This is a genomic window from Flavobacterium selenitireducens (assembly GCF_014748335.1).
Lineage (GTDB): Bacteria > Bacteroidota > Bacteroidia > Flavobacteriales > Flavobacteriaceae > Flavobacterium > Flavobacterium selenitireducens.
The window spans coordinates 501980-526890 of sequence record NZ_JAAVIY010000002.1 but is presented as its reverse complement, the minus strand read 5'-3'; the positions used below and the strand labels follow the sequence as shown (position 1 = coordinate 526890).

The 24911-nt window shown below is 47.9% G+C and carries 21 protein-coding genes; 7 read left to right on the top strand and 14 right to left on the bottom strand.

Going from position 1 to position 24911, the window contains the following annotated elements; translation table 11 throughout:
- Window positions 1-216 precede the first annotated feature (216 nt).
- Window positions 217-4749 (bottom strand): DNA polymerase III subunit alpha, encoded by a 4533-nt coding sequence (dnaE, locus tag HC229_RS05785; RefSeq protein WP_191019509.1) that lies wholly within the window; start codon window positions 4747-4749, stop codon window positions 217-219.
- A gap of 444 nt (window positions 4750-5193) precedes the next feature.
- Window positions 5194-5682 (bottom strand): DUF6252 family protein, encoded by a 489-nt coding sequence (locus HC229_RS05780; RefSeq protein WP_191019508.1) that lies wholly within the window; start codon window positions 5680-5682, stop codon window positions 5194-5196.
- 188 nt (window positions 5683-5870) lie between these two features.
- Here HC229_RS05780 and HC229_RS05775 point away from each other — a divergent pair, with 188 nt between their 5' ends.
- The 3 genes from HC229_RS05775 (at window position 5871) to HC229_RS05765 (ending at window position 7977) form a co-directional block, all read left to right on the top strand.
- The gene (locus HC229_RS05775; protein ID WP_191019507.1) at window positions 5871-6455 is read left to right on the top strand and encodes a 30S ribosomal protein S16; all 585 of its coding nucleotides are present in this window, start codon (window positions 5871-5873) and stop codon (window positions 6453-6455) included.
- Between the two features lie 12 nt (window positions 6456-6467).
- Window positions 6468-6992 (top strand): ribosome maturation factor RimM, encoded by a 525-nt coding sequence (gene rimM / locus HC229_RS05770; RefSeq protein ID WP_191019506.1) that lies wholly within the window; start codon window positions 6468-6470, stop codon window positions 6990-6992.
- A gap of 265 nt (window positions 6993-7257) precedes the next feature.
- Window positions 7258-7977, top strand: coding sequence for a tRNA1(Val) (adenine(37)-N6)-methyltransferase (locus HC229_RS05765; RefSeq protein WP_191019505.1), 720 nt, complete (start codon window positions 7258-7260; stop codon window positions 7975-7977).
- Here HC229_RS05765 and HC229_RS05760 read toward each other — a convergent pair whose 3' ends face one another.
- The gene (locus tag HC229_RS05760; RefSeq protein ID WP_191019504.1) at window positions 7978-9498 is read right to left on the bottom strand and encodes a carboxypeptidase-like regulatory domain-containing protein; all 1521 of its coding nucleotides are present in this window, start codon (window positions 9496-9498) and stop codon (window positions 7978-7980) included.
- Window positions 9499-9737: 239 nt separating this feature from the next.
- On the opposite strand from HC229_RS05760, the gene HC229_RS05755 reads away from it, so the two are divergent.
- Together HC229_RS05755 and HC229_RS05750 are read left to right on the top strand one after the other, a co-directional pair.
- Window positions 9738-10916 (top strand): acyl-CoA dehydrogenase family protein, encoded by a 1179-nt coding sequence (locus tag HC229_RS05755; RefSeq protein WP_191019503.1) that lies wholly within the window; start codon window positions 9738-9740, stop codon window positions 10914-10916.
- Window positions 10917-11101: 185 nt separating this feature from the next.
- On the top strand, window positions 11102-11881 hold the full coding sequence (locus HC229_RS05750; protein ID WP_191019502.1) for an SGNH/GDSL hydrolase family protein: 780 nt from the start codon (window positions 11102-11104) through the stop codon (window positions 11879-11881).
- 36 nt (window positions 11882-11917) lie between these two features.
- Here HC229_RS05750 and HC229_RS05745 read toward each other — a convergent pair whose 3' ends face one another.
- The 4 genes from HC229_RS05745 to HC229_RS05730 form a co-directional block, all read right to left on the bottom strand.
- Window positions 11918-12247: a 2Fe-2S iron-sulfur cluster-binding family protein gene (locus HC229_RS05745; RefSeq protein WP_191019501.1), complete on the bottom strand. Its 330-nt coding sequence runs from the start codon at window positions 12245-12247 to the stop codon at window positions 11918-11920.
- 74 nt (window positions 12248-12321) lie between these two features.
- Window positions 12322-13374 (bottom strand): NAD(P)/FAD-dependent oxidoreductase, encoded by a 1053-nt coding sequence (locus tag HC229_RS05740; RefSeq protein ID WP_191019500.1) that lies wholly within the window; start codon window positions 13372-13374, stop codon window positions 12322-12324.
- Between the two features lie 237 nt (window positions 13375-13611).
- A complete protein-coding gene (locus tag HC229_RS05735) occupies window positions 13612-13851 on the bottom strand; it encodes a NifU family protein (protein WP_191019499.1) in 240 nt (79 codons plus the stop codon).
- A gap of 130 nt (window positions 13852-13981) precedes the next feature.
- Window positions 13982-15121 carry an Mrp/NBP35 family ATP-binding protein gene (locus HC229_RS05730; protein ID WP_191019498.1) on the bottom strand — a complete coding sequence of 380 codons (1140 nt, stop codon included), beginning with the start codon at window positions 15119-15121 and terminating at the stop codon, window positions 13982-13984.
- A gap of 531 nt (window positions 15122-15652) precedes the next feature.
- Here HC229_RS05730 and HC229_RS05725 point away from each other — a divergent pair.
- Window positions 15653-16279 carry a porin family protein gene (locus tag HC229_RS05725; protein WP_191019497.1) on the top strand — a complete coding sequence of 209 codons (627 nt, stop codon included), beginning with the start codon at window positions 15653-15655 and terminating at the stop codon, window positions 16277-16279.
- Between the two features lie 116 nt (window positions 16280-16395).
- Here the strand turns inward: HC229_RS05725 and HC229_RS05720 are convergent, their stop codons facing one another.
- The 7 genes from HC229_RS05720 to HC229_RS05690 form a co-directional block, all read right to left on the bottom strand.
- Window positions 16396-16929 (bottom strand): hypothetical protein, encoded by a 534-nt coding sequence (locus HC229_RS05720; RefSeq protein ID WP_191019496.1) that lies wholly within the window; start codon window positions 16927-16929, stop codon window positions 16396-16398.
- Between the two features lie 79 nt (window positions 16930-17008).
- The gene (locus HC229_RS05715; protein ID WP_191019495.1) at window positions 17009-18130 is read right to left on the bottom strand and encodes a transglutaminase domain-containing protein; all 1122 of its coding nucleotides are present in this window, start codon (window positions 18128-18130) and stop codon (window positions 17009-17011) included.
- A gap of 1 nt (window position 18131) precedes the next feature.
- The gene (locus tag HC229_RS05710; protein ID WP_191019494.1) at window positions 18132-20564 is read right to left on the bottom strand and encodes an ABC transporter permease; all 2433 of its coding nucleotides are present in this window, start codon (window positions 20562-20564) and stop codon (window positions 18132-18134) included.
- Window positions 20561-20743 carry a hypothetical protein gene (locus tag HC229_RS05705; RefSeq protein ID WP_191019493.1) on the bottom strand — a complete coding sequence of 61 codons (183 nt, stop codon included), beginning with the start codon at window positions 20741-20743 and terminating at the stop codon, window positions 20561-20563. The genes HC229_RS05710 and HC229_RS05705 overlap by 4 nt, the downstream gene beginning before the upstream one ends.
- Window positions 20744-20746: 3 nt before the next feature.
- Window positions 20747-21457 carry an ABC transporter ATP-binding protein gene (locus HC229_RS05700; RefSeq protein ID WP_191019492.1) on the bottom strand — a complete coding sequence of 237 codons (711 nt, stop codon included), beginning with the start codon at window positions 21455-21457 and terminating at the stop codon, window positions 20747-20749.
- Window positions 21458-21548: 91 nt separating this feature from the next.
- Entirely contained in the window at window positions 21549-21995 is a 447-nt protein-coding gene (locus HC229_RS05695) for a hypothetical protein (protein WP_191019491.1), read from the bottom strand.
- A 171-nt stretch (window positions 21996-22166) separates the two neighbouring features.
- On the bottom strand, window positions 22167-23408 hold the full coding sequence (locus tag HC229_RS05690; RefSeq protein ID WP_191019490.1) for an efflux RND transporter periplasmic adaptor subunit: 1242 nt from the start codon (window positions 23406-23408) through the stop codon (window positions 22167-22169).
- 152 nt (window positions 23409-23560) lie between these two features.
- Here HC229_RS05690 and HC229_RS05685 point away from each other — a divergent pair, with 152 nt between their 5' ends.
- Window positions 23561-24910 (top strand): sigma-54-dependent transcriptional regulator, encoded by a 1350-nt coding sequence (locus tag HC229_RS05685; RefSeq protein WP_191019489.1) that lies wholly within the window; start codon window positions 23561-23563, stop codon window positions 24908-24910.
- Window position 24911: the final 1 nt, after the last annotated feature.

Sequence of the window (24911 nt, the reverse complement as noted above, 5' to 3'; positions counted from 1 at the left end):
GCAAAAGTAGGTATTTTAAAGGTAACGATTTAACACTATAAGATTGGAATTGGTTATGCCAAAATTGTCTGAAATTATTACGTGAATCGAATCTGGCGCCGATATCGGTAAAGTTGACCCTTTCGTTTTTGACGGATAATTCGCGAGATTAACAAAGATACCGTTATCAAACGGACAGTTCAGTCCTTTCGTCCGGAGTTCGACACCTGATTTCTATCAATTCAATTTGAACTTCACGTCCAATTTCTCGAGTTCCACAAGCAGTTCCGTGCAAATATTGACCTTTACTTTTTTACTCGACATCGAAAGTTTGGTCACAAGAACCGTCTCTTCGACTTCTGACGGAATCTGCACGTCCGCCTCAATGGCTTCCTCTTCCGAAAGTGCGTCGGGCTCATCTGCTTCACCGGCTCCCGCAGCAACCGTCTGTAAAACCTGTCGCTTTACAGATTCGGTCTCCACAATATCGAAGCTCACCGGGTTCGTACCTGAATTGAGTTGGAACAAATGGCTCAAATGCGTGATCAAATCCGACTTCAAGTCCTTGATATTAAGGTTTACCGTGAGTTTTTTGGCTTGGGAAGTTAGCACATCCTGAAGCATTTTGACCTCGAGAAACTGCAATCTTGGTTCCGATCGCTTTCCCGTTTCTTTATTGACCCAACCTTCGCGCACATTGACCTTGAAATGCAAAAATTGATTTTGGGAAAGATAATGCCTGAATTTCAGGAATTCCTCGTCGAACATTTTGAATTCATAGCTTTCGTCGAAGCCTTCGAGCGTGAAAATGCCCCAATCCTTGCCGTTTTTGGCGGTTCGATATTGCACATTGGTCACAATTCCGGCGAACGTGAGCACCTTGTTTACGTGAGCTTCAAGATTTTTGAGATATTCGAGCTTTGCCGAACAGAAATATTTCATTTCAAACCTGAAATCGTCAAGCGGATGTCCTGAGATGTAAATTCCGACCACGTCCTTTTCGCGCGCCAGTTTCTCCATCGTGCTCCATTCTTCGCAAGGCGGCACCATCGGCTCGGCAATCTGGACTTCGCTGGCTTCCCCAAAAAGCGAAACCTGGGAGGAATTCTCATTTTCCTGGAACTTCGACCCGTAGCGCATGGCCTTTTCCAAAAACGTGATGTTTTCCCCATCGTTGTGGAAATATTGGGCGCGGTGCGTGTCGTTAAATGTGTCAAATCCGCCGGCGAGCGCCAGGTTTTCGAACGCCTTTTTGTTGGCGGCGCGCAAGTCGATGCGTTTGGACAAATCGAAAATAGACTTATACTTTCCGTCTTTGCGCGAATCGACGATGGTTTCCACAGCCCCGCCTCCGACGCCTTTGATCGCGCCCATCCCAAACCGGATCGCATATTCTTCGTTTACCGTGAATTTGTAATACGATTCGTTCACGCAAGGCCCGAGAACCTGCAATCCCATTCGCTTGCATTCTTCCATAAAAAACGAAACCTGCTTGATGTCGTTCATGTTATTCGAAAGCACGGCCGCCATGTATTCCGCCGGATAATTTGCTTTCAGATAAGCCGTTTGGTAAGCGACCCAGGCGTAACAGGTCGAGTGGGATTTGTTGAACGCATATTCGGCGAACGCTTCCCAATCCTTCCAAATTTTTTCAAGGATTTTAGGATCGTGCCCGTTCTGTTCCGACGCCTGTCCGATGAATTTCGGCTTCATTTTGTCAAGAACGTCCTTTTGCTTTTTACCCATCGCTTTTCGCAAAACGTCGGCATCACCTTTGGAGAAATTCGCTAGTTTTTGCGACAAAAGCATTACCTGTTCCTGATAAACGGTGATTCCATAGGTTTCTTTGAGCAATCCTTCGCAAGCCTCAAGGTCGTATGTGATTTCTTCTTCCCCGTTTTTTCGTTTGATAAAGCCCGGAATGTAGGCAATAGGACCCGGACGGTACAAAGCGTTCATCGCGATCAGGTCGGCAAAAACCGTCGGACGCAATTCCTTCATGTACTTTTGCATTCCGGGCGATTCGTATTGGAAAATCCCTACCGTTTCTCCCCGTTGGAAAAGTTCATACGTCTTGGCGTCGTCAAGCGGAAAATTGTCCGGATCGAGATCGATTCCCGTTCGGTATTTGACGAGTTTGACGGTATCTTTGATCAATGTCAGCGTCTTAAGGCCAAGGAAGTCCATCTTGAGAAGTCCGGCAGATTCCGCGACGGCATTGTCAAATTGGGTCACGTACAAATCCGAGTCTTTAGCGGTCGTTACCGGAACGAAATTCGTGATGTCGTCTGGCGTGATAATGACGCCGCAAGCATGGATTCCCGTGTTCCGAAGCGAACCTTCGAGGACTTTCGCCTGTTGGATGGTCTCCGCGGCAAGCGAATTTTCCTGAGCCATCGCAATCAACTCCTTGACGCGATCGAATTCTTCGGAACGCAGGACTTTCTTGACTTCGTTCTCATTTTCGGACAGAAAACGCGCCAGGTTCCATTTCCCGGGCATCATTCCCGGAATCAGTTTGGCGATCCTGTCGGCTTCGAAAAGCGGCAAATCGAGAACGCGTGCCGTGTCGCGAATCGCCGATTTGGTTGCCATTTTACCATATGTGATAATTTGAGCGACCTGGTTCGAGCCGTATTTCCTGATGACATAATCCATGACCTTGCCGCGTCCCTCATCGTCAAAGTCGATATCGATATCGGGCATCGAAACCCTGTCCGGATTCAGGAAGCGCTCAAAAAGCAAGTCGTATTTGATAGGGTCGATATTGGTGATCCCGAGGCAATATGCAACTGCCGAACCTGCCGCCGAACCACGTCCGGGACCAACCGAAACGCCAAGATTCCTGGCTTCGGCTATAAAATCCTGGACGATGAGAAAATATCCGGGATAACCCGTTTTTTCGATTGTGGCAAGCTCAAAGTCAAGCCGTTCGCGCACATCAGGCGTCAGTCCGTCAAGGCCATAACGCTTTTCGGCCCCGACATAAGTCAAATGGCGCAGGTATTTATTTTCGCCCCGCTTTCCGCCATCCACGTCGTCTTCGGCAAAAATAAACGCTGACGGAATGTCGAATTTCGGAAGCAAAACGTCGCGGTAAAGCGAATAAACTTCGATCTTGTCGATGATCTCGGAAATATTCGTAATCGCCTGCGGAATATCCGCGAAAAGCGATTTCATCTCATCGGATGACTTGAAATAATATTCCTGGTTTGGCAAACCGTAGCGATAACCGCGACCGCGACCGATAGGCGTCGATTGTTTTTCCCCGTCCTTGACGCACAACAGAATGTCATGTGCATTGGCATCCGGTTGGGCGACGTAGTAAGTGTTATTGGTGGCGACGACCTTGACGTCGTGCTTTTTGGAAAACGACAACAGCGTCTGGTTCACGCGGTTTTCGTCCTCCTGTTTATGGCGCATGATTTCCAGGTAGAAATCGTTCCCGAACTGGGACTTCCACCACAAAAGTGCTTCTTCGGCCTGATTTTCACCTATGTTGAGAATTTTTCCCGGAATCTCTCCATAGAGGTTTCCAGACAAGACAATGAGGTCTTCCTTATATTGTTCAACCGCTTTTTTATCTATCCTCGGAACGTAATAAAAACCTTCGGTATACGCGATTGAGGCCAGTTTGGCGAGATTGTGATAGCCTTTTTTGTTCTTGGCCAAAAGCACCACCTGATAGCCGTTGTCCTTGCGCGTGCGGTCAAGACGGTCTTCACAAATATAAAATTCGCATCCGACGATAGGTTTTATCTCGACTTCTGTCGGAATTTCCCCTTTTTCTTCGGCTTCCTTGTTTTTCGCAGACGCTACTTTGTTGTGGTTCATCACCGCCGATACGAACTGGAATGCGCCCATCATGTTCCCGACGTCCGTCATCGCAACGGCTGGCATTTTGGCTTTGGCTGCCGCCGACACGAGATTCGGAACCGAAATCGTCGATTGCAAAACCGAAAATTGCGTGTGGTTGTGCAAGTGGGCGAAAACGGCGTTCGTGAGATCGGCTGAAACCTGGATATCGTCCAGACCGTAATCGGCTTGTTCCTGCTTTTGGCGCAATCTTTCGCGTATCGCGTCCGAAGCGTTCTTGAGATTGACGTGGCGTAGTCCGACCGCTCTAATCTCCGCTGGATTTTGGTTTCTGAAGCTGTTGTAATAATCGGCTTGAACGCCCAATTCTTCTTTGGTGAAAATCTCGCGACGGATCAATTCGAGGAAGCAACGCGTGGTCGCCTCGACGTCCGCGGTAGCGTTGTGGGCTTCGGCAAACGGCGTGTTGAACAAATATTGGTGCAACTCGGTGAGTGTCGGAAGCTTGAATTTGCCGCCTCTTCCGCCGGGAATCTTGAGCAGTTCGGCCGTGACTTCGGTACACGTATCCAGGACAGGTAATTCGGTTAACTTATTTCCGATGCCCAAACGGTAAAACTCGCAACCCATGATGTTCACGTCGAAGCCTACGTTTTGCCCGACGATGAATCTGGTCCTGGAAAGTGCCGCGTTGAACTTCTCCAAAGCATCCGATAAGGAAATCCCCTCTTCCATCGCCAACTCCGTCGAAATACCGTGTATGCGCTCGGCGTCGTACGGAATATTGAACCCGTCGGGCCTGATCAGGAAATCCTGGTTCTCGACGAGGTTGCCGAGTTCGTCGTGCAACTGCCATGCGACCTGGATGGCGCGCGGCCAGTTGGATGTGTCCGAAATCGGGGCGTCCCAACGCTTCGGCAAACCGGTTGTTTCGGTATCGAAAATTAAATACATAGCTGTAAACGTGGAAGTTCGGGGCGTTTAGATTTGCAAACGCGGAATGCCCAAAAATAGTTTTTTTGAATCTTAACTGAAAGCCAAAATTATCAACAGGCTGTTATCAAGTTTATTCCCGGTTTAACAAAAACGGCAGAAAAACTGTAAATTGTTGTGGTAAGAAATCGGTAGCTTTGACAGACCTAACAAATCTTGGAGATTTGTTAGGTCTTGCGCGCGAAGCAACATCCACGCCAACTCCCACCTCAAATCTCCCCTACGAATTTCCATGGAACTCTTCCCAATTTTCCGGCCAATCCCATAAAACAAATCGCTGCAATCCTATAATCCAAATTTCTCAAATCTGAATCTAAGCCATCCAGCTTACAGGCTCCAACCGGAACTTGACAAAATAAAAAAACCACCTTTCTCAAGATGGCTTTTCTTTATAAGTGGATCATTTTACAAAGACGGACGCACCGGCACTTTGTAAAAATTCCCTTCTATGAAATTGATGGTTTCGGCTGCAGTCGGATCAGTAGGATCGACGGCGTCCTCAGCGATTGCGTTGAATCGGAAAGTTCCCGTGATGGTCTTATTGACCTCGTCGTACACCTCGATCTCGATTTCTCCATTGCCTATCCCGGTTCCGGTGGCATATGTCTTGGTTCCCGAATCGCCGATGATCACGAACATCGCCTTTCTGCTCTGGCTTGTGCCTAACGTGTAAGTTCCGGCGTCGGTAGTAGGCAACATCAACGTCAACGTCTCGAATTGATTGCCTCCTGAAATCGTAAGATCGCCTCCCGCACCGACAGTTGCGGTCACGCCCGGCGCGCGCCAACGACTGCCGTTTCTCAATCCTTCGAACGCCGGACTGTTATCACGGACGTCTTCTGTGCAAGAGCTCAAGGCAACGACAGAGAATAGCAATAGAAATATCTTCTTCATATTGTAGGTAATTTTTGAAAGACAAAAATAGGTTTTTGGTTGGTTTCGGGCCAAATTAGTCAAAAAAATCAAAGCGCTTTTATTTTTAACAATCAGAAAAACAAAACCTAACTTCTTTGTTTTCAAAAAAACTGTATCTTTGCGCCCTTATTTAACCGGGTCGTGTACCCAAATTTAATCATACGATTATGCCAGTAAAAATCAGATTACAAAGACATGGTAAAAAAGGAAAACCTTTTTACTGGGTCGTAGCGGCTGATTCCCGCTCAAAAAGAGATGGTAAATACCTAGAGAAAATCGGTACTTACAATCCAAACACCAACCCTGCTACAATCGACTTGAACCTCGACAAAGCGGTTCAGTGGTTGCACAACGGTGCCCAGCCTACCGATACGGCTCGCGCAATCCTTTCTTACAAAGGAGCCTTGTTGAAACACCACCTCGATGGAGGCGTTCGCAAAGGTGCCCTGACTCAGGAAGCTGCCGATGCTAAATTGGAAAAATGGCTTGACGAGAAAGCAGGAAAAGTAACTGCGAAAAAAGACAACCTTTCTTCTGCAAAAGACAAAGCGAAAGCTGAAGCCCTTGCTGCAGAGAAAAAAGTAAACGAAGATCGTATCGCTGCCGCCAAAAAAGCCGAAGCTGATTTGATCGCTGCCGCGTCTGCCGAAGAAGCGTCTGCCGAAGCTACTGAAGAGACAGCCGAAGCTACTGCTGACGAGGCTCAGGTTGAAGGAGAAGCTCCTGCAACTGAAGAAGAAACGCAAGCTTAATTTTTAAGGCGAATGCGCAAAGAAGAATGTTTCTATCTGGGCAAAATCGCCAAAAAGTTTAGTTTTAAAGGCGAAGTCCTTGTCTATCTCGACAGCGACGAGCCTGAAATGTATGAAGGAATGGAATCAGTTTTTGTCGAAATCGGCAAAAATTTGGTTCCATTTTTTATTGAAGACGCCCGACTGCACAAAAACGACTTTTTGCGCGTAAAGTTCGAAGACGTCGATTCAGAAGGCGATGCCGAAGCACTTCTTGGCAAAGCCGTTTACCTTCCGCTTGATTTGTTGCCAAAACTCGAGGGCGACAAATTCTACTACCACGAAGTCATCGGATTCAAAATCGAGGACAAACGCCTCGGCAATGTAGGAATCATAGTTGCGATCAACGATTCCGCCGCACAGCCGTTGTTCGAGGTCAAAAAAGGCTACACCGAGATCTTAATTCCTATGATCGATCAGTTTATCGTTCAGGTAGACCGTGAAAACGAGAAAATCGTAATGGATTTACCGGAAGGCCTGATCGAAATGTACCTTTAATGTAGTTTGAAGTTTAAATTGTTTAAAGTTTAAATTGTTTAAAGTTTAAATTGTTTTAAGTTTAAATTGTTTAAAGTTTAAAGTTTAAAGTTGTCGAAACCGTTTGAACCCTAAACTTTGAACCTTGAACTTCGAACCTTGAACTTTGAACCTTAAACTTTAAACCTTAAACTTTAAACTTCGAACTTCGAACCTTAAACTTTGAACCTTAAACTTTAAACCTCGAACTTCGAACCTTGAACTTTGAACCTTAAACTTCAAACCTATGTTCAAATTCAAACAATTCTCCGTCAACCAGGACAAAACCGCGATGAAAGTCGGCACAGATGGCGTTCTGCTCGGCGCTTGGGCTCCAATCGACCACAATCCGTATTCGGTTCTCGACATCGGGGCAGGAACCGGTTTAATAGCCCTAATGCTTGCCCAACGTTCGTATGCCGAACAAATCGACGCACTCGAAATAGATGCCGACGCGTTTGAACAAGCCGTCGAAAACTTTGAAGCGTCGCCGTGGAACGACCGCCTTTTTTGTTTTCACGCTTCCCTTGACGATTTTATGGACGACCTTGAGGACGAAGAATACGATCTGATCGTGTCGAATCCGCCGTTCTATTCCGAGAATGTCACATCGGGAGATGAAGCCCGCGACAAAGCCCGACAAAACCAGTCACTGCCGTTCGAAGATTTGATTGAAGCGAGTTCGGTTTTGCTTTCGGAAGACGGCATTCTTTGCGTTATCATCCCGTTTAAGGAAGAAGAACGATTCGTCCAACTCGCTGCCCTGTCGGCTTTGTATCCGACCAAAATCACGCGCGTCAAAGGCACTCAAACCTCCGAAATCAAACGCAGCCTGCTCGCCTTTTCACGACGCCCGGAAATAAAAGTTGTCGAGACGGAACTCGTCATCGAAACCGCAAGACATCAATACACCGATGATTATCTCGCGCTCACGTCCGAATTCTATCTCGACAAAAAAGCACCTTGATCAGTTGGTTTCCTCAATTACCTGGAACCGCTTCATTTCGTCGAGCGGCTCGATCGCGCTGTAGTTTTTCCAGAGCGTCGGATCGTATTTGTTGATGCGTTTGTAAGCAAAATCGTCCTCTTTGACTTTATCGAATTCTTCATCGGAAAGTCCATCTCGCGAAATATTGAGGAATTCCTGCTTGCTCAGCATGTTTCCTTCCACTTTGAGGTCGAAGGCAACGACATCTTTTTCCTCATCGGTAAGTTCGATGAACTTTAGCGGACGGTTCAGGTAGAAATATTGTCCGGTTTCCTCAGATGCGTATTGCAGATAATAACCGTCGCCAATCGGATCTTTCTTGAAAATCAACGTGCCTGAACTGATGTTCTCGGCCATTTTTACACCCAAAAGCAACTTCAGGTTGACACTTTCCGCTTTTTTGCCCGGAGCCAGCGCATAGTCGGCGCGCAATACTGCGAAATCAGATTCGGAAACGTAGATCTTGCCCTGGTAAATCGCGCGGCTTCTTCTCGGTTCAAATTTCAGCACGTAGGCGAATTCGTTCCCACCGAGCAAAACCGTGCCCTCGTAAGTATATTTGTAAATGTCCGGATCCGTGACGAACTCCATCTTTTTGCTGTACAGGAAATTGCTCTGGTTTTTCAATGAAGACAAACGGTTTTTCGCCAGTGAGACATTGTCGACTTTGTTTTTCTTTTTCTTTTTGCTGTTGTAATCCTTGCGCATCGACAGCGTATCGCGGGATCCGAACCAGCCGCTTTTGAAACGGTAATATTTTGTAGTGTCGAGGTGTTTGAGGAACAACTTGCTGACTACGGCCTGCATTTCGTCTAGCGAAGCGGAACGGTTCTCGTCTTTGAGTTTGGTTGCCTGGACGACATCAAGTTTGGAGTAAAATGTTTGTTTTTCAGCCTCTTTTTTTGGAGAGGTATAGTAATTTCCGAGCATGTCAGTAAATTCCTTTGGCGGATGTGAGATCAGGCTCGACGTGAATTTACTGATCTCAGCGTTGGCTTCCCCTAGCCCTTTTTTGGTAAAACCGGTCGACTTCGTAATCTCGAAATTCAATTTGGAAGGCTTGAACGACACGACATCCCTCAAAAAAAGCACGTCTTTGGAATGCTTCATGTTCATCGCGTAGTTCGCTTTGAGGTTTTGCTTCACACCGGCCATTATGGACTCCGCGGTCGGACGGTCCGCGAGGTTGACATTGTCGAGTTCGTAAGTAACCTCGTCAAGACGCACCATTCCGTCGCGCGACTGCAGCTGGCCAACGGTGGTTTTTATGCCGGCGTAACCCATACAACTGATCACAATTGGCGTATCATCTGAACTATTGGCAGCAGAAACTGTAAAATAACCTTCGCCATTTGAGATCTGGCTGTCGGAATTGTTGATGAGAATGTTCGCGTACGGGATGGATTCGCCCGATTTTGCGTCGACGACTTTGCCCCTGATTTGCGCATTGGCCACTTGTGCGCAAACTAACGCGATGAGAACGATGTAAATGTTTTTCATGTTTTGACGATTGAAAATTGTTTGGTCAACTGATTTTGGGAGGAACTCCCGAGGTAATTCGTTTGGTAGACGAAAATCGGATGCGTTCCGTTGCATGCAACTTAAATATTTTTTTGTCAGCGACCGATTTTTTTAGTGCTGTCGCAAAGTTCCCAAGTCGCTAGCCTGCGAAATCGGTTTCGTTAAGTTGCCATTCCCAAAAATCTCCCTACTTTTGCGGCGCAAAAACGATGTAAACAATGAAACCAGACTTGTTCCAAGCGCCTGATTATTACCTTCTCGACGAATTGCTCAACGACGAACACAAACTCGTGCGCGATTCGGCCCGTGAATGGGTAAAGCGCGAAGTTTCCCCAATCATAGAAGACTACGCCCAAAAGGCGGAATTCCCTAAACAGATCATCAACGGCCTGGCCGAAATAGGTGCTTTTGGGCCGTACATTCCGGAGGAATACGGAGGCGCGGGGCTCGACCAGATCTCATACGGGTTGATCATGCAGGAAATCGAAAGAGGCGATTCAGGAGTTCGCTCGACGGCATCGGTCCAGTCGTCTTTGGTCATGTATCCGATTTGGAAATACGGGAACGAGGAGCAACGCATGAAGTGGTTGCCCAAACTGGCTTCAGGCGAATTCATCGGTTGCTTCGGCTTGACCGAGCCTGATTTCGGATCCAATCCTGGCGGAATGGTCACAAATTTTAAAGACAAGGGCGACCATTACCTGTTGAACGGTGCCAAGATGTGGATTTCGAACGCTCCGTTTGCCGATATCGCGGTGGTTTGGGCCAAAGACGAGTCGGGACGCATCCACGGACTGGTCGTGGAACGCGGAATGGAAGGATTCACGACGCCTGAAACCCACAACAAATGGTCGTTGCGCGCGTCGGCTACGGGCGAATTGATTTTCGACAATGTAAAAGTTCCTAAAGAAAACCTGCTTCCCAACAAATCCGGTCTTGGTGCGCCGCTTGGCTGTCTTGATTCGGCTCGCTACGGAATCGCTTGGGGCGCAATCGGAGCGGCAATGGATTGTTACGACACGGCGCTGCGTTATTCGAAAGAGCGTATCCAGTTCGACAAACCGATAGGTGCGACCCAGCTTCAGCAAAAGAAGTTGGCCGAAATGATCACCGAAATTACCAAAGCACAGTTGCTGACATGGCGTTTGGGCGTTCTCCGCAACGAAGGAAAGGCGACATCCGCACAAATCTCGATGGCCAAACGCAACAACGTGAACATGGCGATCGAAATTGCACGCGAAGCCCGTCAGATGCTCGGAGGAATGGGAATCACGGGCGAATATTCGATCATGCGTCATATGATGAACCTTGAATCGGTCATCACATACGAAGGCACGCACGACATCCACTTGCTTATCACGGGGATGGACGTCACAGGTTTTGCCGCGTTCAAATAATCCGCAACGTCACAAGTCATCGTATTGACTTAAATAAACTAAAGCTCTTTATTGCCATCATCGGTTATAAAGAGCTTTTTCGTTTTGGCATGTCAGGTTGGGAGCAAATGCTGTTGAAATGATTTGGATCTAGGACACCGACAAGATCGGAAGTCCAAAACCTGCATTTTTACGTACCTTTAGATATGAAGGCCACATTTTACATAGCGATAGTCAGTTTTTTCCTCGCATTTTCGTGCGGATCGGACGATATGCAGCCGGGCGAAATGACGTCAAATCCGAAAAATCCGGTTCCGCAAAATCCTGTTCCGCAAAATCCGAATCCGCAAAATCCGGATCCGCAGAATCCCGTTAGCGCCATAAAGTACCTCGCTTTGGGCGACAGCTATACGATAGGGCAAAATGTTTGTGCCACCTGTCGATTCCCTGCCCAACTCGAAGTCGCGATCAAACAGGAAATGCCGGGTAATGCTGTCGATCTGGAAATCATTGCCACGACTGGCTGGACGACGACGAATCTCCTTTCGGCAATCCAATCGTCCGATCTGGCAAGCGACAACGACTTGGTTACGTTGCTCATCGGTGTCAACAACCAATACCAAAACAAGCCGTTTTCGGTGTATCAAACCGAATTCCCTCAACTCGTAAATCGCGCCGTAACGCTTGGGAGAAATGACAAAAACAACGTGATCGTGATTTCGATTCCCGACTATGCCTTCACGCCTTATGCCCAGAATTCGCCAAATGCGCCGCTAATAACCCAGGAGTTGCAACAATACAATGATTTTGCTGCCGCTTATTGCGCCTCCGAAGGGATCAAGTTCGTTTACATTACGGACATTACCCAATCTGGGATCCAGAATCCCTGGCTGGTCGCTTCCGACGGGCTTCATCCATCCCAAAGTGCGTATGCTTTATTCGTCGAAAGAATTTTGCCCAGGGCACTCGAGGCGCTAGACGATTGATTACATGAATGAAATTGCGAAGGCGCTACGACGGAATCAGTATTCCGGTGCCAATTCGACAACCAAACCTTCGATTTCCGGCGTAATGTTGATCTGGCAGCCCAAGCGACTGTTGGGTTTTACATGGAACGCCTCGGACAACATCGCCTCTTCATCATCAGATTTTTCCGGTAAATCTACGTCGTTGACCACGTAGCATTGGCAGGAGGCGCACATGGCCATGCCGCCGCAAATCCCGATCGTACCTTCGGGTGCAAGTTCGTAGGCACGCACAAGTTCCATGATGTTCATGTTCATGTCGGTTGGGGCGTCGACCTCATGGGATGCGCCATCGCGGTCGATTATGGTGATTTTGATGTCGGACATCGCGTGGGATTTTGGGAGATTAGGTTTTTGGAGGAAAACCTCAAAGATTTTAAAAACCTCTGAGGTTTAAAAAATCAGTCGATCGATTTCACGACCGCTTTCTCTGCTTCTTTACGTGTGCCGTCAAAACCGTCGACACCGGAAACCGTCGTGTATTTCAGAACGTATTTCTTGCCCGGGTTCATGCGCTGGTAAACCGACTGGCACATGAGCGTCGCCTCGTGGTAACCGCACAAAATAAGTTTGAGCTTGCCTGGATAAGTGTTCACGTCTCCGATAGCGTAAATGCCCGGGATATTGGTTTGGTAATCCAAAGCATTGTTGACCTTGATCGCATTTTTTTCGATCTCCAATCCCCAATTGGCGATAGGGCCAAGCTTTGGCGTAAGCCCGAAAAGCGGTATCAGAAAGTCGGTTTCCAGCTTGCGGTGGGCGCCATTTTCCTCTATGTCTATGGATTCAAGTTTTTCGGACCCGTTCAAACCGATGACTTCGGCAGGCGTAATCAATCTGATCTTGCCCTGATGCTTCAATTCCTGGACTTTCTCTACGGAGTCAAGTGCACCGCGAAATTCGTTCCTGCGATGGATCAACGTCACCTCGGAAGCCACGTTCGCCAAAAAAATGCTCCAGTCGAGAGCCGAATCGCCTCCGCCGGCAAGCACGACGCGTTTTCCACGGTAACGCTCCGGATCTTTAACAAAGTACTCCACGCCCTTGTCCTCATAAAATTCAATGTCTTCAATGACCGGCTTTCGCGGCTCGAAACTTCCCAAACCTCCGGCAATCGCAATGGCGTTGGCGTGATGTTGCGTGCCTTTGTCGGTGGTGACGATAAACGTTCCGTCTTCCTGGTGTTCTATGGTCTCGGCGCGTTCGCCCAAGGTGAAACCGGGTTCAAACTGCTTGATCTGTTCCATTTGGTTCTTGATCAGGTCGCCTGCGAGGACTTCCGGAAAACCGGGAATGTCGAAAATGGGTTTTTTGGGATACAATTCAGACAATTGCCCGCCGATTTGCGGCAGCGCGTCTATGATATGGCATTTGAGTTTCAACAGGCCGGCTTCAAAGACGGCGAAGAGTCCGGTGGGGCCGGCTCCAATAATGAGGATGTCGGTTTTGATCATTGTTTGATGTTTAGAGTTTAAGGTTTAGAGTTCCGGGCTTCTTCAGCCAACATCGGACTTTAAACTTTAAACAATTGCAGATTGCGTGAGGGATGGAAGCGGTTATCCTTTTGTTGAAACCTCATAGGTTTTCAAAACCTTTGAGGTTTGGCAAAAGATAAAAGCGGACAGCCCGACGCCGGCTTCGCGGAGTCACTGCTTTACTAAATCTTCCGGCCGGCGGCACGCCAAAAAAAATCAGGCGACGTTGGTTACCGTCTCGATTTGGGGCGCATATTTCTTTATCGTGGTTTCCACTCCGGCCTTGAGTGTCATCTGGTTGACGCTGCAGTTGGTGCAGGCGCCTTGCAGACGCACCGTGACGTGTTTGTCTTCTTCGATAGAAACCAGCGTGATGTCGCCTCCGTCGCTGTTGAGGAACGGCCGGATTTCTTCGAGAGCACGCTCTACGGTTTGGGTTAGTTCTGTTGTATCCATCTAATTTGGAAATTTGAAAATTTGAAAATTTGGAAATGATGGTTTCCACAAATGGCAAACTTTCAATTAATACTGGATTTTATTTATAAACCGAAATTCGATTTTGACCCGAATGTCATTTTCAAATTATCTAATTCTTTTTTACCGCGGAACATCCCGCCATCGTCGTTATTTTAACGGCCTCGGTTGGCGGAAGGCTTTGATTGCGGTTCACGGTTTCCTGCACGACATTGCGCGTGATCTCTTCGAAAACGGTCTCGATGCCCGATGCGGTTTGCAAGGCAGCGGGACGCCCGAAATCTCCGGCTTCGCGTATCGATTGCACGAGCGGCACTTCGCCCAGGAACGGAACTCCGAGGTCTTCTGCAAGGTTTTTCGCACCTTCTTTCCCGAAAATATAATATTTGTTTTCAGGCAATTCTTCCGGAGTGAAATAGGCCATGTTTTCGATAATCCCGAGAACCGGCACGTTGATCGCATCGGAAAGGAACATTGAAACACCTTTTTTCGCATCGGCCAAAGCCACGGCCTGAGGCGTACTTACCACGACGGCGCCTGTGATGGGCAGCGATTGCATGATCGACAAATGGATATCTCCAGTTCCCGGCGGCAGGTCGATCAAAAGAAAGTCGAGTTCGCCCCAATTGGCGTCAAAAATCATTTGATTGAGCGCTTTTGAAGCCATCGGACCGCGCCAGATAACAGCCTGTGAGGGTGCGGTAAAAAATCCGATCGACAGGATCTTGATTCCGTAGCTTTCGATGGGTTTCATTTTCGATTTGCCATCGACGACTTCAGAAACCGGCTTTTCCAACTCCACGTCGAACATGATCGGCATCGATGGCCCGTAAATGTCGGCATCGAGAACGCCCACTTTAAAGCCCATTTTAGACAGCGTCACGGCGAGATTGGCCGTCACGGTAGATTTTCCGACACCACCTTTTCCCGAAGCGACCGCCACGATATTGGAGATGCCCGGAATTTCCTTGCCCTTGATCTGGTTTTCGGTATTTTTTTCCGGCACTTCGACTTTGGAATTGACTTTAATAGAGGTAACGGCAGGAAATCGTTCCTGTATGATTTTCTTGATGTCGTCTTCGGCGCGTTTGCGGATGTGCATCGCGGGTGTCGAAAGTACGAGGTCTACCACGACCTCATCGCCAAATGTGAGCACGTTCTTGACGGCTCCGCTTTCTACCATATTCTGGCCTTCTCCGGCTATCGTTATGGTTTCAAGAACGTTGAGTATTTCTTTTCTGTCGAGTTTCATAAGTTGTAGGACAGCCTTTATTAAGACTGATTTCAGATTGCAAAGATAGGTTGGAAATGAGAACTGGCAATGGATAATTGTCGATTGAAATCGCGTTTTGGAGGTTAAAATTCGTTAATTGTTATTGTTCGCTCATTTGTTGATTTGTCCATTTGGGTTGCACTTTCCGAACCGCACAATTTTGGAGATTACCGTTTTGTTCCCCAAGTTAGCTTCCGAAAGCTAATATAGGATGTCGGAATGTGATTTCAGAATCGGATTCCAAGTCTAAAAAACAAGATTCCGACCGTTGAACGGAACTCGCAATCCTAATTTCTAGGAATTGGATGTTGCCCTCGGAAAAGCGAAATGTCCCAACAATCGACAAACCGCGCCACTACAACGTTTTCCCATAAAAAATCTTCGGAAAAAAATCCCAAAACTATCAAAATGGGCCTTTTGTACCATTTAAGAAATGTTTAAGAATCAAGGTTTTGCGACCTCACAAGACCGTTCTACATTTGCGCCATCATCAATCAACATCAATCAATCATGACAAAATTAATCATCTGTGCGGCAGCACTTGCCGTGAGCGCTTTATCGGCTCAAGCCCAGGAAAAAAAGTTCGAATTTGGCGTAAAAGCCGGTGCCCAACTCAGTACGTTTGCGGGCGATTTTGAAGAAGCCGAAGCCCTTGCCGGTTTTCACGTCGGCGGTTTGGTGAATTACCATTTCAACGAAAACTTCTCTGTTCAGCCAGAGCTCTTGCTATCGATGCAAGGAGCCGAAAGCGGAGATGAATATTGGGATGGAGAGGTGAGATACGAGAATATGCGCGTCGAGCTTTTCTACCTCAACATGCCGGTTTTGGTCAAGTATCATTTTGCCAAAGTCAGAGGCCTTAGCGTTGGAGCTGGTCCACAAGTCGGCGTGCTGTTAAGCGCAAAGCAAAAGTACGACAGCGTGGTCTTTGGCGACCGGGACGAAAACGAAAACGACATCAAGGACGACGTCAAGCCAATCGACATCGGGTTGGTAGGCGATGTGGAATACAAACTCAAGAACGACATCTTTTTCAGCGTCCGCGCCAACGTCGGGTTCGTGAACATCAACGACGACGGCTCAAACGACAAAACCCGCAACAGCGTGGTTTCGCTATCGGCAGGTTATCGTTTCTAACACCAAATTACATAAAACAAAAGTTTAACATTGATGATACGAAGCAGTCTGGAAAGGCTGCTTTTTCAGTTTGGGTAAGTGCCGAAACGTCAGCTTCTGACAACGCCTGTTTGAGGTTACATGGTCTTCCACAACGAACTGTCGGGCAGGACGGAACTGATCAAAAATCGCACTTTTTGATAATCTTCGGTTCCAAGTTCAGTTTCCGAAATCGCAAACGACAAACTGGTGTCTCCAAAAATATAGAGCGTCTGCCGGATCTCGCGATAAGACCTAAATGATTTCCAGGCGAGTTTGTAATGTTCGTCCGCATTTTCAGCCGAATAAAAATCAGCTGTGAATTCCACTATCGTTTTTTCCGCCGTTTGCTTTGAAAGCGTCCTGTCGATTATAGTGTCCATTTCCTTGCGGCTCCTCCTTTGAAAATAATAATTGCGCCAGACCACGATGCCAAGAATGGCCGAAATACAGACAAAAATATATCCCAAATCGCTGTTCCCGATGATGGCGAAGGAACCAAACGCCCCAAGTACGACGCTGGCTATTCCTAACTTGATGCGGGCTTTACGTCCCTTTTCCCATAATACGTCAAATAGGACGGCGCTTTTTTGCCTATAGTGTTCCGGGTCGAAGGGAATTTCGAATCGCATACTTTTCGATTTGCCCAAAAATAGAAAAGCGGCAGGACAATCCCACCGCCTAAACAGATAAAACTAAAAAATGTAATCGCTATTCCGGCTTTGCCCAAAAAGCGTCCGGATTGTTTGTCTGATAATACACGAATTCCATTTTGGGTTCGTCGCGTTGGTAGACGGTTTTTGCCTTCGTTTGCCAAATTCCGTCAAGCGGAAGCAATTCCACATATTGTGCTTGCTGACCGTCTTTCCACGTCTCGAAATCGGCTTGGCTGCTTACCGGAACCTGGATGCGATACAGGTTTTTGGCCATGTACGTCTGTAAGTAATAATCGGCAGTTTGCGATTCTTCCCGGTTCCAATTCGCATCGGGATTCAGGATCAGCGTTTTCCCGGAAATGAGGCGTTCGCGAACTTCGGCTATCCCGAGGAGCTCCCCTTTTTCGTCCATCACATAAGCGGCGAACGTCGGGTCGACCCAGATCCAGCGGTTCAAATCGGTATTGAAGACCATGTTGATCACGTGGCAATCGTCGAAATTTTCCTCTTTCGGCATACACGTAACGAATTTCGACTTGATTCCGAGTGCCAGGTAACACTCGTTGAGGGCGATGGCCATCATGCGGCAGTTCACGCCACGGTTTTCGTTTTTACAAATCGCGATCAGGTCGTTTGCATTGCGCGATTCGGGATTCGGACTCGAGCCGTCGTGGCGCACGGTGTTGTGCATCCAGTGCATCAGGTTCAGGATTCGCGAAGTCTGGTTCCCTTCTCCGGCTATCGAATCGAGCTTGAACTTGTTTCGCAACGTGACGAGATAAGCGTCGTCCTTCGATTGGTAAGAAAACTTGGGCAATTGCGCTTTCTCTTTAAGGTCGTACGTTTTTGCCGCTCTCAATTTGTCGAGAAAGCTCGGCTCGTAGGCGATTCGGGTCAAGGCATCCTTGCCGTCGAATTTGATGATGAAATCGATTGGCTTTTTCCGATCGACTTTCACCGTGATCGAATCCCTGTCGGTATAAAACGTCACTTTGTCGCTTGAGGTCGTAAACACGTCCGGCGTGACCTCAGGCGAAATCCGCCAGGCGTTTTTGCGAAATTTCGCGCCTTCGCGTATGTCTACCGCGGCGACCGTGGCGTCTATCGATTTGATTTTTTTCTGACCGAATCCGACCGAAACGGCCAAAATCAGTAATGCTGTAAAAAGTACTTTCATATCATTCGTATTTGAGATATTGCAAAACATCGATTCGCGTGGCTTTGTATGCTTTTGCGACTACAACCGCTATGGTAAGGGTAACCAGGACCAGGAATCCGATAAGGAAAGGCATCGTCGCGATCTCGATCCTATAGGCGAAATCTTCAAGCCATTTCGAAAGGATGAGGCGCGTAGGGAAAAACGCGATGGCGAACCCTGCGATGCAGAACACCAAATATTGCTTCGACAGTTCCCTGAGCAGCGAACTCGTCTCGGCTCCCAACGTTTTCCTGATGGCAATTTCCTTCATGCGCCTTTCAATCGAGAACGACGCCAGGGCGAACAATCCGAAAAGGGCGATCACGATCACAACGGCGTTCAGCAACTGGAACAAATTGCGCTGGTTTACGAAAGCTTTGTAAGTGCGCTCAAAATTCTTGTCGACGAAATCATACGTAAACGGGAATTCGTTGTCGACGTTCTTTACCCAGAATTTCTCGATTTTTTCGAGTGCCTCCCCGGCTTGGGCAGGATCGAGCTTGACCATGACGTGGTTCGTGTTGTTGATCATCCAGTCGACGGTTTTGTAGTGGAAAAAGATCATCGCAGGAATTTCCTGTTGCGGGCCGGCGATGTGAAAATCCTTGACGACGCCCACTATCGTAAACTCGTGGTTGTTCCACTTGAATTTTTTGCCGAGCGGTGCCTTCTCCTGCATCTGACGCAAAGCCGTTTCGTTTATGAGTACGGAATTGATCGTATCGGACGCAAATTCAGGCGACAGTTTGCGGCCTTGGGCGATCTTGATGTTCATCATGTCGAGGAATTCAAAATCGGCAGCCATGTTCTTGGCCTGGACCATTTGGGTTTCCTTGTAATTGAACCCGGACGAGGAATTGGCGTCGTTACCGAACGAAAACGCACCACCCGTGACGGCCGTGACGCCGGGAATCTTGAGCAATTCCTGTTTCATTACGCGGTAACGGTTCAGCAGTTTTTTCTGGTAATCCGGCTCGCGCCAATCGTAGTCGTTGCGATAAACGATGTCGACGACCTGATTGCCTTTGAACCCGAGGTCTTTCGTACTCATAAATTCGACCTGCTCGTAGACGATGTGGGATCCGATGACGAAAAACGTCGCGATCGCGAATTGCAGGACCAACATTCCGTTGCGCAGCCAGACACCGCTTTTGCTGCGCCCGAAGTTGCCTTTGAGCACTTTCAGCGTTTCGAAATTCGATACGTAGACAGCCGGGAAGATTCCCGCAACCAAGATCACGGCAAGGAAAATCACGATCAGTTTGGCAAAAAACTGGCTGCCGTTCATGATCAGGTCTTTGTCGAGGAATTCGTTGTAATACGGCAGCGCGAGCTCGACTATGGCTAACGCAAGCAATATGGAAAAAATCGTGGTGACGACCGTTTCGCATAAAAATTGCCAGACGATGTTCGACTTGCTTGCGCCGATAATCCTGCGGACACCAACTTCCTTGGCGCGTTTGATGGCGCTCGCCGTGGCCAGGTTCACGTAATTCACGATCGACAACAACAGGATCAGCACAGACAAAGCCGACATGATCAGCAGGAATTTGTAGTTGCCTTTACCTTCCGGATAACCGTCTACCGACGAATGCAGCCTTGTGCTCGAAAGCGGCTCCAGCGTCACTTTGGTCTGACCGTGTTTCTTTACGAATTCGGCAAGCGAAAGCCCTGCTTCTTTGGCATACTTGGCGGTTCGGTTTTCAAGGTAAATTTTCTCGAGTTGCCGTTCGACTTTTTGCTTGTCGGACGGATCTTTGAGCTTGAGCATGAGGTTGAAGTTGAAATTTCCCCATTGGTCTTTGTTGTCTCTCAAAAACTGGTCGATCTTGCGCGTGATGATTTCAGGTGCCATCGACGATTTTCCCGGAACCCGGTAAACTCCCCTTACGATATACGGTTTTTTGGATATGAAAACTTGTTTGCCGAGCGCTTTCTCGCCTCCGAAAATCTTATGTGCCGTCGCCTCACCGATGGCGATGCTGCTTTCGTCGGCCAATGCAGAAGACGCGTTGCCTTCCACGAATTCAAACGGAAAATAGTCAAAGAATTGCTGTTGGCTTTCAAAGATTTTCTCGACGAGCACCTTCTTGTCCTGAAAACGCACTACGTCTTTGTGATAGCCGGTTTCGGTATAGCAATAACCCGAAATGTCAGCACTTGAAGCTAAGAGATAACGCCCCGTAGGCTCAGACGAATACGGCCAGCTCACATCGCCTCCGACATCGTTGATTACCTGGAAAACCCTGTCTTTTTCGGGATTCCAGTCGTTATAGGATTGCTCGTCGTTCCAGTACAAAACCGCGAAGATGATGCCGCTGATCCCGATCGCCAGTCCCAACGTGTTCAGGAATGAGAACAATTTGTTCTGCCTGAGGTGATAGATAAAAACCTTGATCCAGTTCCTGATCATGACAATGCGGTTTTTTTGTTGGACACGAGTTTTACTTCGGGAGCGAAATCGTTCGCTTTTACTTTTTCTACCCTGATTTCAGGTTTAAGAATTCTCGGGCATTCGAGTTTCGGGCTTGTCGTATGGCTGACGATCGCAGTGGTGACCACGGTGGCGAATTTGAAGATGATCTTGTGCATGGCTCAGATTTTTGCGTCCATAAATACATCGACGTTGCGCTGGTTGTGCTTTTCTGAAAACACCACACCGTCTTTCATGTGAATCGTGCGTTGGGAAAACGAAGCATCGTAATCGCTGTGCGTCACCATCAATATCGTGGCTCCTTTTGCGTGTAAATCGGTCAGGAGTTCCATGACTTCGTTACCGTTTTTGGAATCTAGGTTTCCTGTCGGTTCATCGGCAAGAATGATTTTCGGATCGTTGACCAACGCACGCGCCACGGCCACACGTTGCTGCTGGCCTCCGGACAACTGCTGCGGATAATGCTTCAAACGGTGGGCGATTCCGAGTTTTTCTGCGATTTGCGCGACTTTGTTTTTTCTCTCGGAAGCCGGAACTTTATTGTAAATAAGCGGCAATTCGATGTTGTCAAACACGGAGAGTTCGTCTATGAGATTGAAATTTTGGAAGATGAATCCGATATTGTGCTTGCGGACTTCGGCCCTATCCTTTTCCTTAAGCCCGACCATTTCCTTATCGAGCAACAAGTAACTGCCGCCGCTCGGGCTGTCGAGCAATCCGATGATGTTGAGCAACGTTGATTTTCCGCAACCCGACGGCCCCATTATCGACAGGAAATCGCCTTGGTTGATCGTTAAACTGATGCCGTTGAGTGCGGTGGTCTGGACGTCTTCCGTGCGGAAAACTTTTGAGAGGTTATTGATGGTGATCATTTTCTTTTGATTAAAAATTGATAATGAATAATTAATAGTTCGTCGATGTTTTTTGATAATTGGTGATGGATATCCGTCCAATCACTATTGCTTATTCATTGCCGATTGTTGATGATTCGCTCCAGTTGCACACAAATATACCTTTTGACCTTTCGCCTCTGAATACCAAACGATATTCGACTCCGGCTTTGAGATGGACGGTTTTTGAGCGCTGCGCCTTGCCTTTGCCATCGTTGTCGACGTGAAGCTTGGCAAGATGGTCTTCTGTTCCGTTGCCCGAAAATACGACATCGGCTTCACCTTCTGAAAGTCGGAGCTCATAATCCAATTTGAGATCGAGATCCTTATCGGATACGAAAGCCACGTACGTTTCTCCCGTAAACGACTTGAATGTCGCCGATGTTTTTTCCTGGCTGGTTGTGTTGCTCCACTTTTTGCTATCGACGCCCTGGCCGAAATGAGTGCCCGAAACCTTCAAGTGCTGCGCGGCCATCACTGCCGAAACCAGTAAAAGCGCTGTGGTGATAAGATGTTTCATTTTTTTTGATTTAAAGATTGATTTTGATTGATTGATGTGATTGAAACCCTGGATCGTGGCGAGACGAAGTTGATTATGCTCCGCCTCGCGAACCGCCTGATTAGGGCGAAATTGATGATATGATGATTGATGAAATCGCTATAATCGGAGTCGCCGGACTTAAATTATTCATTATTGACTCAACCGCAGTTCGTCTACATCTTTGTAATCGACATAAGATGAAACGACCACTTTTTCGCCCGGTTTCAGGCCCGAAATTACCTCGTAATACTCCGGGTTTTCGCGTCCGAGCCTGATTTCCCGTCGTTCTGCTTTCGCGCCGTTCACAACGAATATCCATTTGCCGGCCGTTTCCTGGAAGAATTGCCCTTTCGGTACGACTATTTGTTTTTCCTTTCCGGACAAGATGAGCCGCACGCCAAACGTAACGCCTTGTTGAAGCGTCAGATTGGCGTCTTTCGCGAATGCAAGTTCGACCTGGAACCGCCCGCCTTTCACCTCCGGAAGCACCTTGATCACCGTTACTTCGACGGTTTGCCCTTTGATTTCGATATTTCCCTTTTGGCCGACGGCGACCTTTTCGAGATAGAATTCGTCTACGTCCGCGACGAGTTTATAGCCTTGGCGCAAATCGATTTTTCCGATGCTTTCGCCCGCTTGGTACGTTTTCCCGATGATCGGCTCAAACGAAGTCAACGTACCCGATTGCGTTGCGGTGATCAGGAAGTTCTTTTTGTTTTGCCGCAGGATCTCAAGGCTTTTCTCCATCGTGGCGATCGAGCGGTCGATTTGGGCGACCTGGATGCGGTTGCTGCTCTTTTCGCGGTTCACGCTTTCTTTTATCTGATTGCGGCGTTCGGTTTGGTAGCGGAAATTTTCTTCGAACGAATTCCAGTCGTTGCGCGAGATCACGTCTTTTTCGAACAACTTTTTATTGAGTTCATAAAGCCGTCTTGCGTCGTTGTAATCGTGTTCGATACCGGACAGATCCTTAATAAGCCCAAGTTCCTGGTTGCGTATGTTCAGCTTCCCGACATTGAGGTTGTTCATTTGCTCGATGATGGCGGTCTCCTGCGTCATATATCCCAATTCGGAATTCGGGTTGTACATTTTGGCAAGCGCCTGGCCTTTCTCTACATGCGTTCCGTTTTCGGCAAAAATCTCCTGAACCGATCCGCCTTCGACGATGTTGACGAACATCGAATGCAACGGCTCGACGCGTGCTTCGAACGTTATAAAATCCTCGAACTGTTCCTGGGATGCCGTTTTGATCATAATTTCGGAGGCCACTACATTTAGCGAACGTTTCTTGGAAAACGAGAAATATGCCATGAGTAAAAAAGCCGAAATCACAACGCCCGCAATGGTTGCAACCTTTAATTTTTTACTTTTACGAATGATGACGGTGTCCATGACTTTTTGTTTTACGCATAACCATTTGGCATAATCGTGCCAACGAAAAACAAATCGTCAAGTCGCTGTTTTACAATTAGTTAAAAAGTTACCGAATAATTGAGGTGTCCGATTTCGGACAGTGACCGTACACTTTCGGACAGCAAACGCACATGAGGAAAAAACTAGCCACGATTTTGGTCGTAGACGATCAGGAAGAAATACTTTTCGCCGCGAAAATGGCGCTCAAAAAGCATTTCGAAACGATCCTGACGACAAGTAATCCCAAAACGCTCTACCAGCTTTTGGCCGAACACAAACCCGATGTCGTGCTGCTCGACATGAACTATCGCATCGGCTTTGAAGACGGTCGCGAGGGCATCCACTGGTTGCGCGAAATATCGAATTTGTATCCGAATACGTGCGTAATCCTGATGACCGCGTTCGGAAAGATAGAAACCGCCGTCGAAGGCATTAAAATCGGGGCGTTCGATTATATGATGAAGCCTTGGGAAAACACAAAATTGCTCGATGTCGTCGAAAAAGCGGTGGCCGAGAGCAGGCGCCGACAGAAAAAACCGATTGCGTTTTCGGGTGACAAATCCTACTTTATCGGCACGTCGGCCAAGATAAAACAAGTGTATGCCGTAGCCGATAAGGTTGCCAAAACCGACGCCAACGTGTTGCTTTTGGGCGAAAACGGAACCGGTAAATACGTGATGGCGGAATACATCCACCGTCACTCCCTTCGAAAGGAGCAACCGTTCGTGCACGTCGACCTCGGCTCGCTCAGCGACAATCTTTTTGAAAGCGAATTGTTCGGTTATGCAAAAGGGGCGTTCACCGATGCCAAATCGGACACGGCCGGGCGCTTCGAAACGGCTCAGGGCGGCACGATATTCCTCGACGAAATCGGCAATGTGCCGCTGCATCTCCAGGCGAAGTTGCTATCTGTCTTACAGACGAAATCGGTGATCCGGCTTGGGGAAAGCAAACCGCGTCCGCTCGATGTGAGGATCATTTCGGCCACGAACGTGAATATTGCGGAAGAGGTCCGGCACAAAAATTTCCGGGAGGATTTGTTTTATCGGATCAACACCATGGAAATCACGCTTCCGCCATTGCGCGAACGACAATCGGACATTTTAGCTTTGGCCGAATTCCTGCTCGCCGAAAAATCTGAAAAATACAACCTTCACAACCTGGCTTTCGACAGCGAAAATCTCGAATGGCTCGAGCGCTATCCGTGGCCGGGAAACATACGCGAGATGGAAAACAAGATCGAACGCGCGGTGATCTTAAGCGATTCGGGCGTGATTTCGGTTTCCGACCTCGACATTTTCGATTACCAACCTGAAGTGAGCCTCGATGAAAACAGGCCAATTTCAGATTTGGAGCGCCAGACGATAGAAAAAGCGCTTGCCAAACACTCGGGCAATATTTCTAAAACCGCCGATGAACTCGGGCTTTCACGCCCGGCATTGTACCGTCGCATGGAAAAGTACAACTTAGGCTCGAAGTGAT

Excerpts from the sequence above, each read along its gene's own strand:
- rimM (WP_191019506.1), top strand. The coding sequence starts at position 6,468 with ATGCGCAAAGAAGAATGTTTCTATCTGGGCAAAATCGCCAAAAAGTTT.
- HC229_RS05780 (WP_191019508.1), bottom strand. The coding sequence starts at position 5,682 with ATGAAGAAGATATTTCTATTGCTATTCTCTGTCGTTGCCTTGAGCTCT.
- HC229_RS05720 (WP_191019496.1), bottom strand. The coding sequence starts at position 16,929 with ATGCGATTCGAAATTCCCTTCGACCCGGAACACTATAGGCAAAAAAGC.
- HC229_RS05765 (WP_191019505.1), top strand. The coding sequence starts at position 7,258 with ATGTTCAAATTCAAACAATTCTCCGTCAACCAGGACAAAACCGCGATG.
- HC229_RS05735 (WP_191019499.1), bottom strand. The coding sequence starts at position 13,851 with ATGGATACAACAGAACTAACCCAAACCGTAGAGCGTGCTCTCGAAGAA.
- HC229_RS05730 (WP_191019498.1), bottom strand. The coding sequence starts at position 15,121 with ATGAAACTCGACAGAAAAGAAATACTCAACGTTCTTGAAACCATAACG.
- dnaE (WP_191019509.1), bottom strand. The coding sequence starts at position 4,749 with ATGTATTTAATTTTCGATACCGAAACAACCGGTTTGCCGAAGCGTTGG.
- HC229_RS05715 (WP_191019495.1), bottom strand. The coding sequence starts at position 18,130 with ATGAAAGTACTTTTTACAGCATTACTGATTTTGGCCGTTTCGGTCGGA.
- HC229_RS05710 (WP_191019494.1), bottom strand. The coding sequence starts at position 20,564 with ATGATCAGGAACTGGATCAAGGTTTTTATCTATCACCTCAGGCAGAAC.
- HC229_RS05750 (WP_191019502.1), top strand. The coding sequence starts at position 11,102 with ATGAAGGCCACATTTTACATAGCGATAGTCAGTTTTTTCCTCGCATTT.
- HC229_RS05700 (WP_191019492.1), bottom strand. The coding sequence starts at position 21,457 with ATGATCACCATCAATAACCTCTCAAAAGTTTTCCGCACGGAAGACGTC.
- HC229_RS05695 (WP_191019491.1), bottom strand. The coding sequence starts at position 21,995 with ATGAAACATCTTATCACCACAGCGCTTTTACTGGTTTCGGCAGTGATG.
- HC229_RS05725 (WP_191019497.1), top strand. The coding sequence starts at position 15,653 with ATGACAAAATTAATCATCTGTGCGGCAGCACTTGCCGTGAGCGCTTTA.
- HC229_RS05755 (WP_191019503.1), top strand. The coding sequence starts at position 9,738 with ATGAAACCAGACTTGTTCCAAGCGCCTGATTATTACCTTCTCGACGAA.
- HC229_RS05740 (WP_191019500.1), bottom strand. The coding sequence starts at position 13,374 with ATGATCAAAACCGACATCCTCATTATTGGAGCCGGCCCCACCGGACTC.
- HC229_RS05690 (WP_191019490.1), bottom strand. The coding sequence starts at position 23,408 with ATGGACACCGTCATCATTCGTAAAAGTAAAAAATTAAAGGTTGCAACC.
- HC229_RS05775 (WP_191019507.1), top strand. The coding sequence starts at position 5,871 with ATGCCAGTAAAAATCAGATTACAAAGACATGGTAAAAAAGGAAAACCT.
- HC229_RS05745 (WP_191019501.1), bottom strand. The coding sequence starts at position 12,247 with ATGTCCGACATCAAAATCACCATAATCGACCGCGATGGCGCATCCCAT.
- HC229_RS05760 (WP_191019504.1), bottom strand. The coding sequence starts at position 9,498 with ATGAAAAACATTTACATCGTTCTCATCGCGTTAGTTTGCGCACAAGTG.
- HC229_RS05705 (WP_191019493.1), bottom strand. The coding sequence starts at position 20,743 with ATGCACAAGATCATCTTCAAATTCGCCACCGTGGTCACCACTGCGATC.
- HC229_RS05685 (WP_191019489.1), top strand. The coding sequence starts at position 23,561 with ATGAGGAAAAAACTAGCCACGATTTTGGTCGTAGACGATCAGGAAGAA.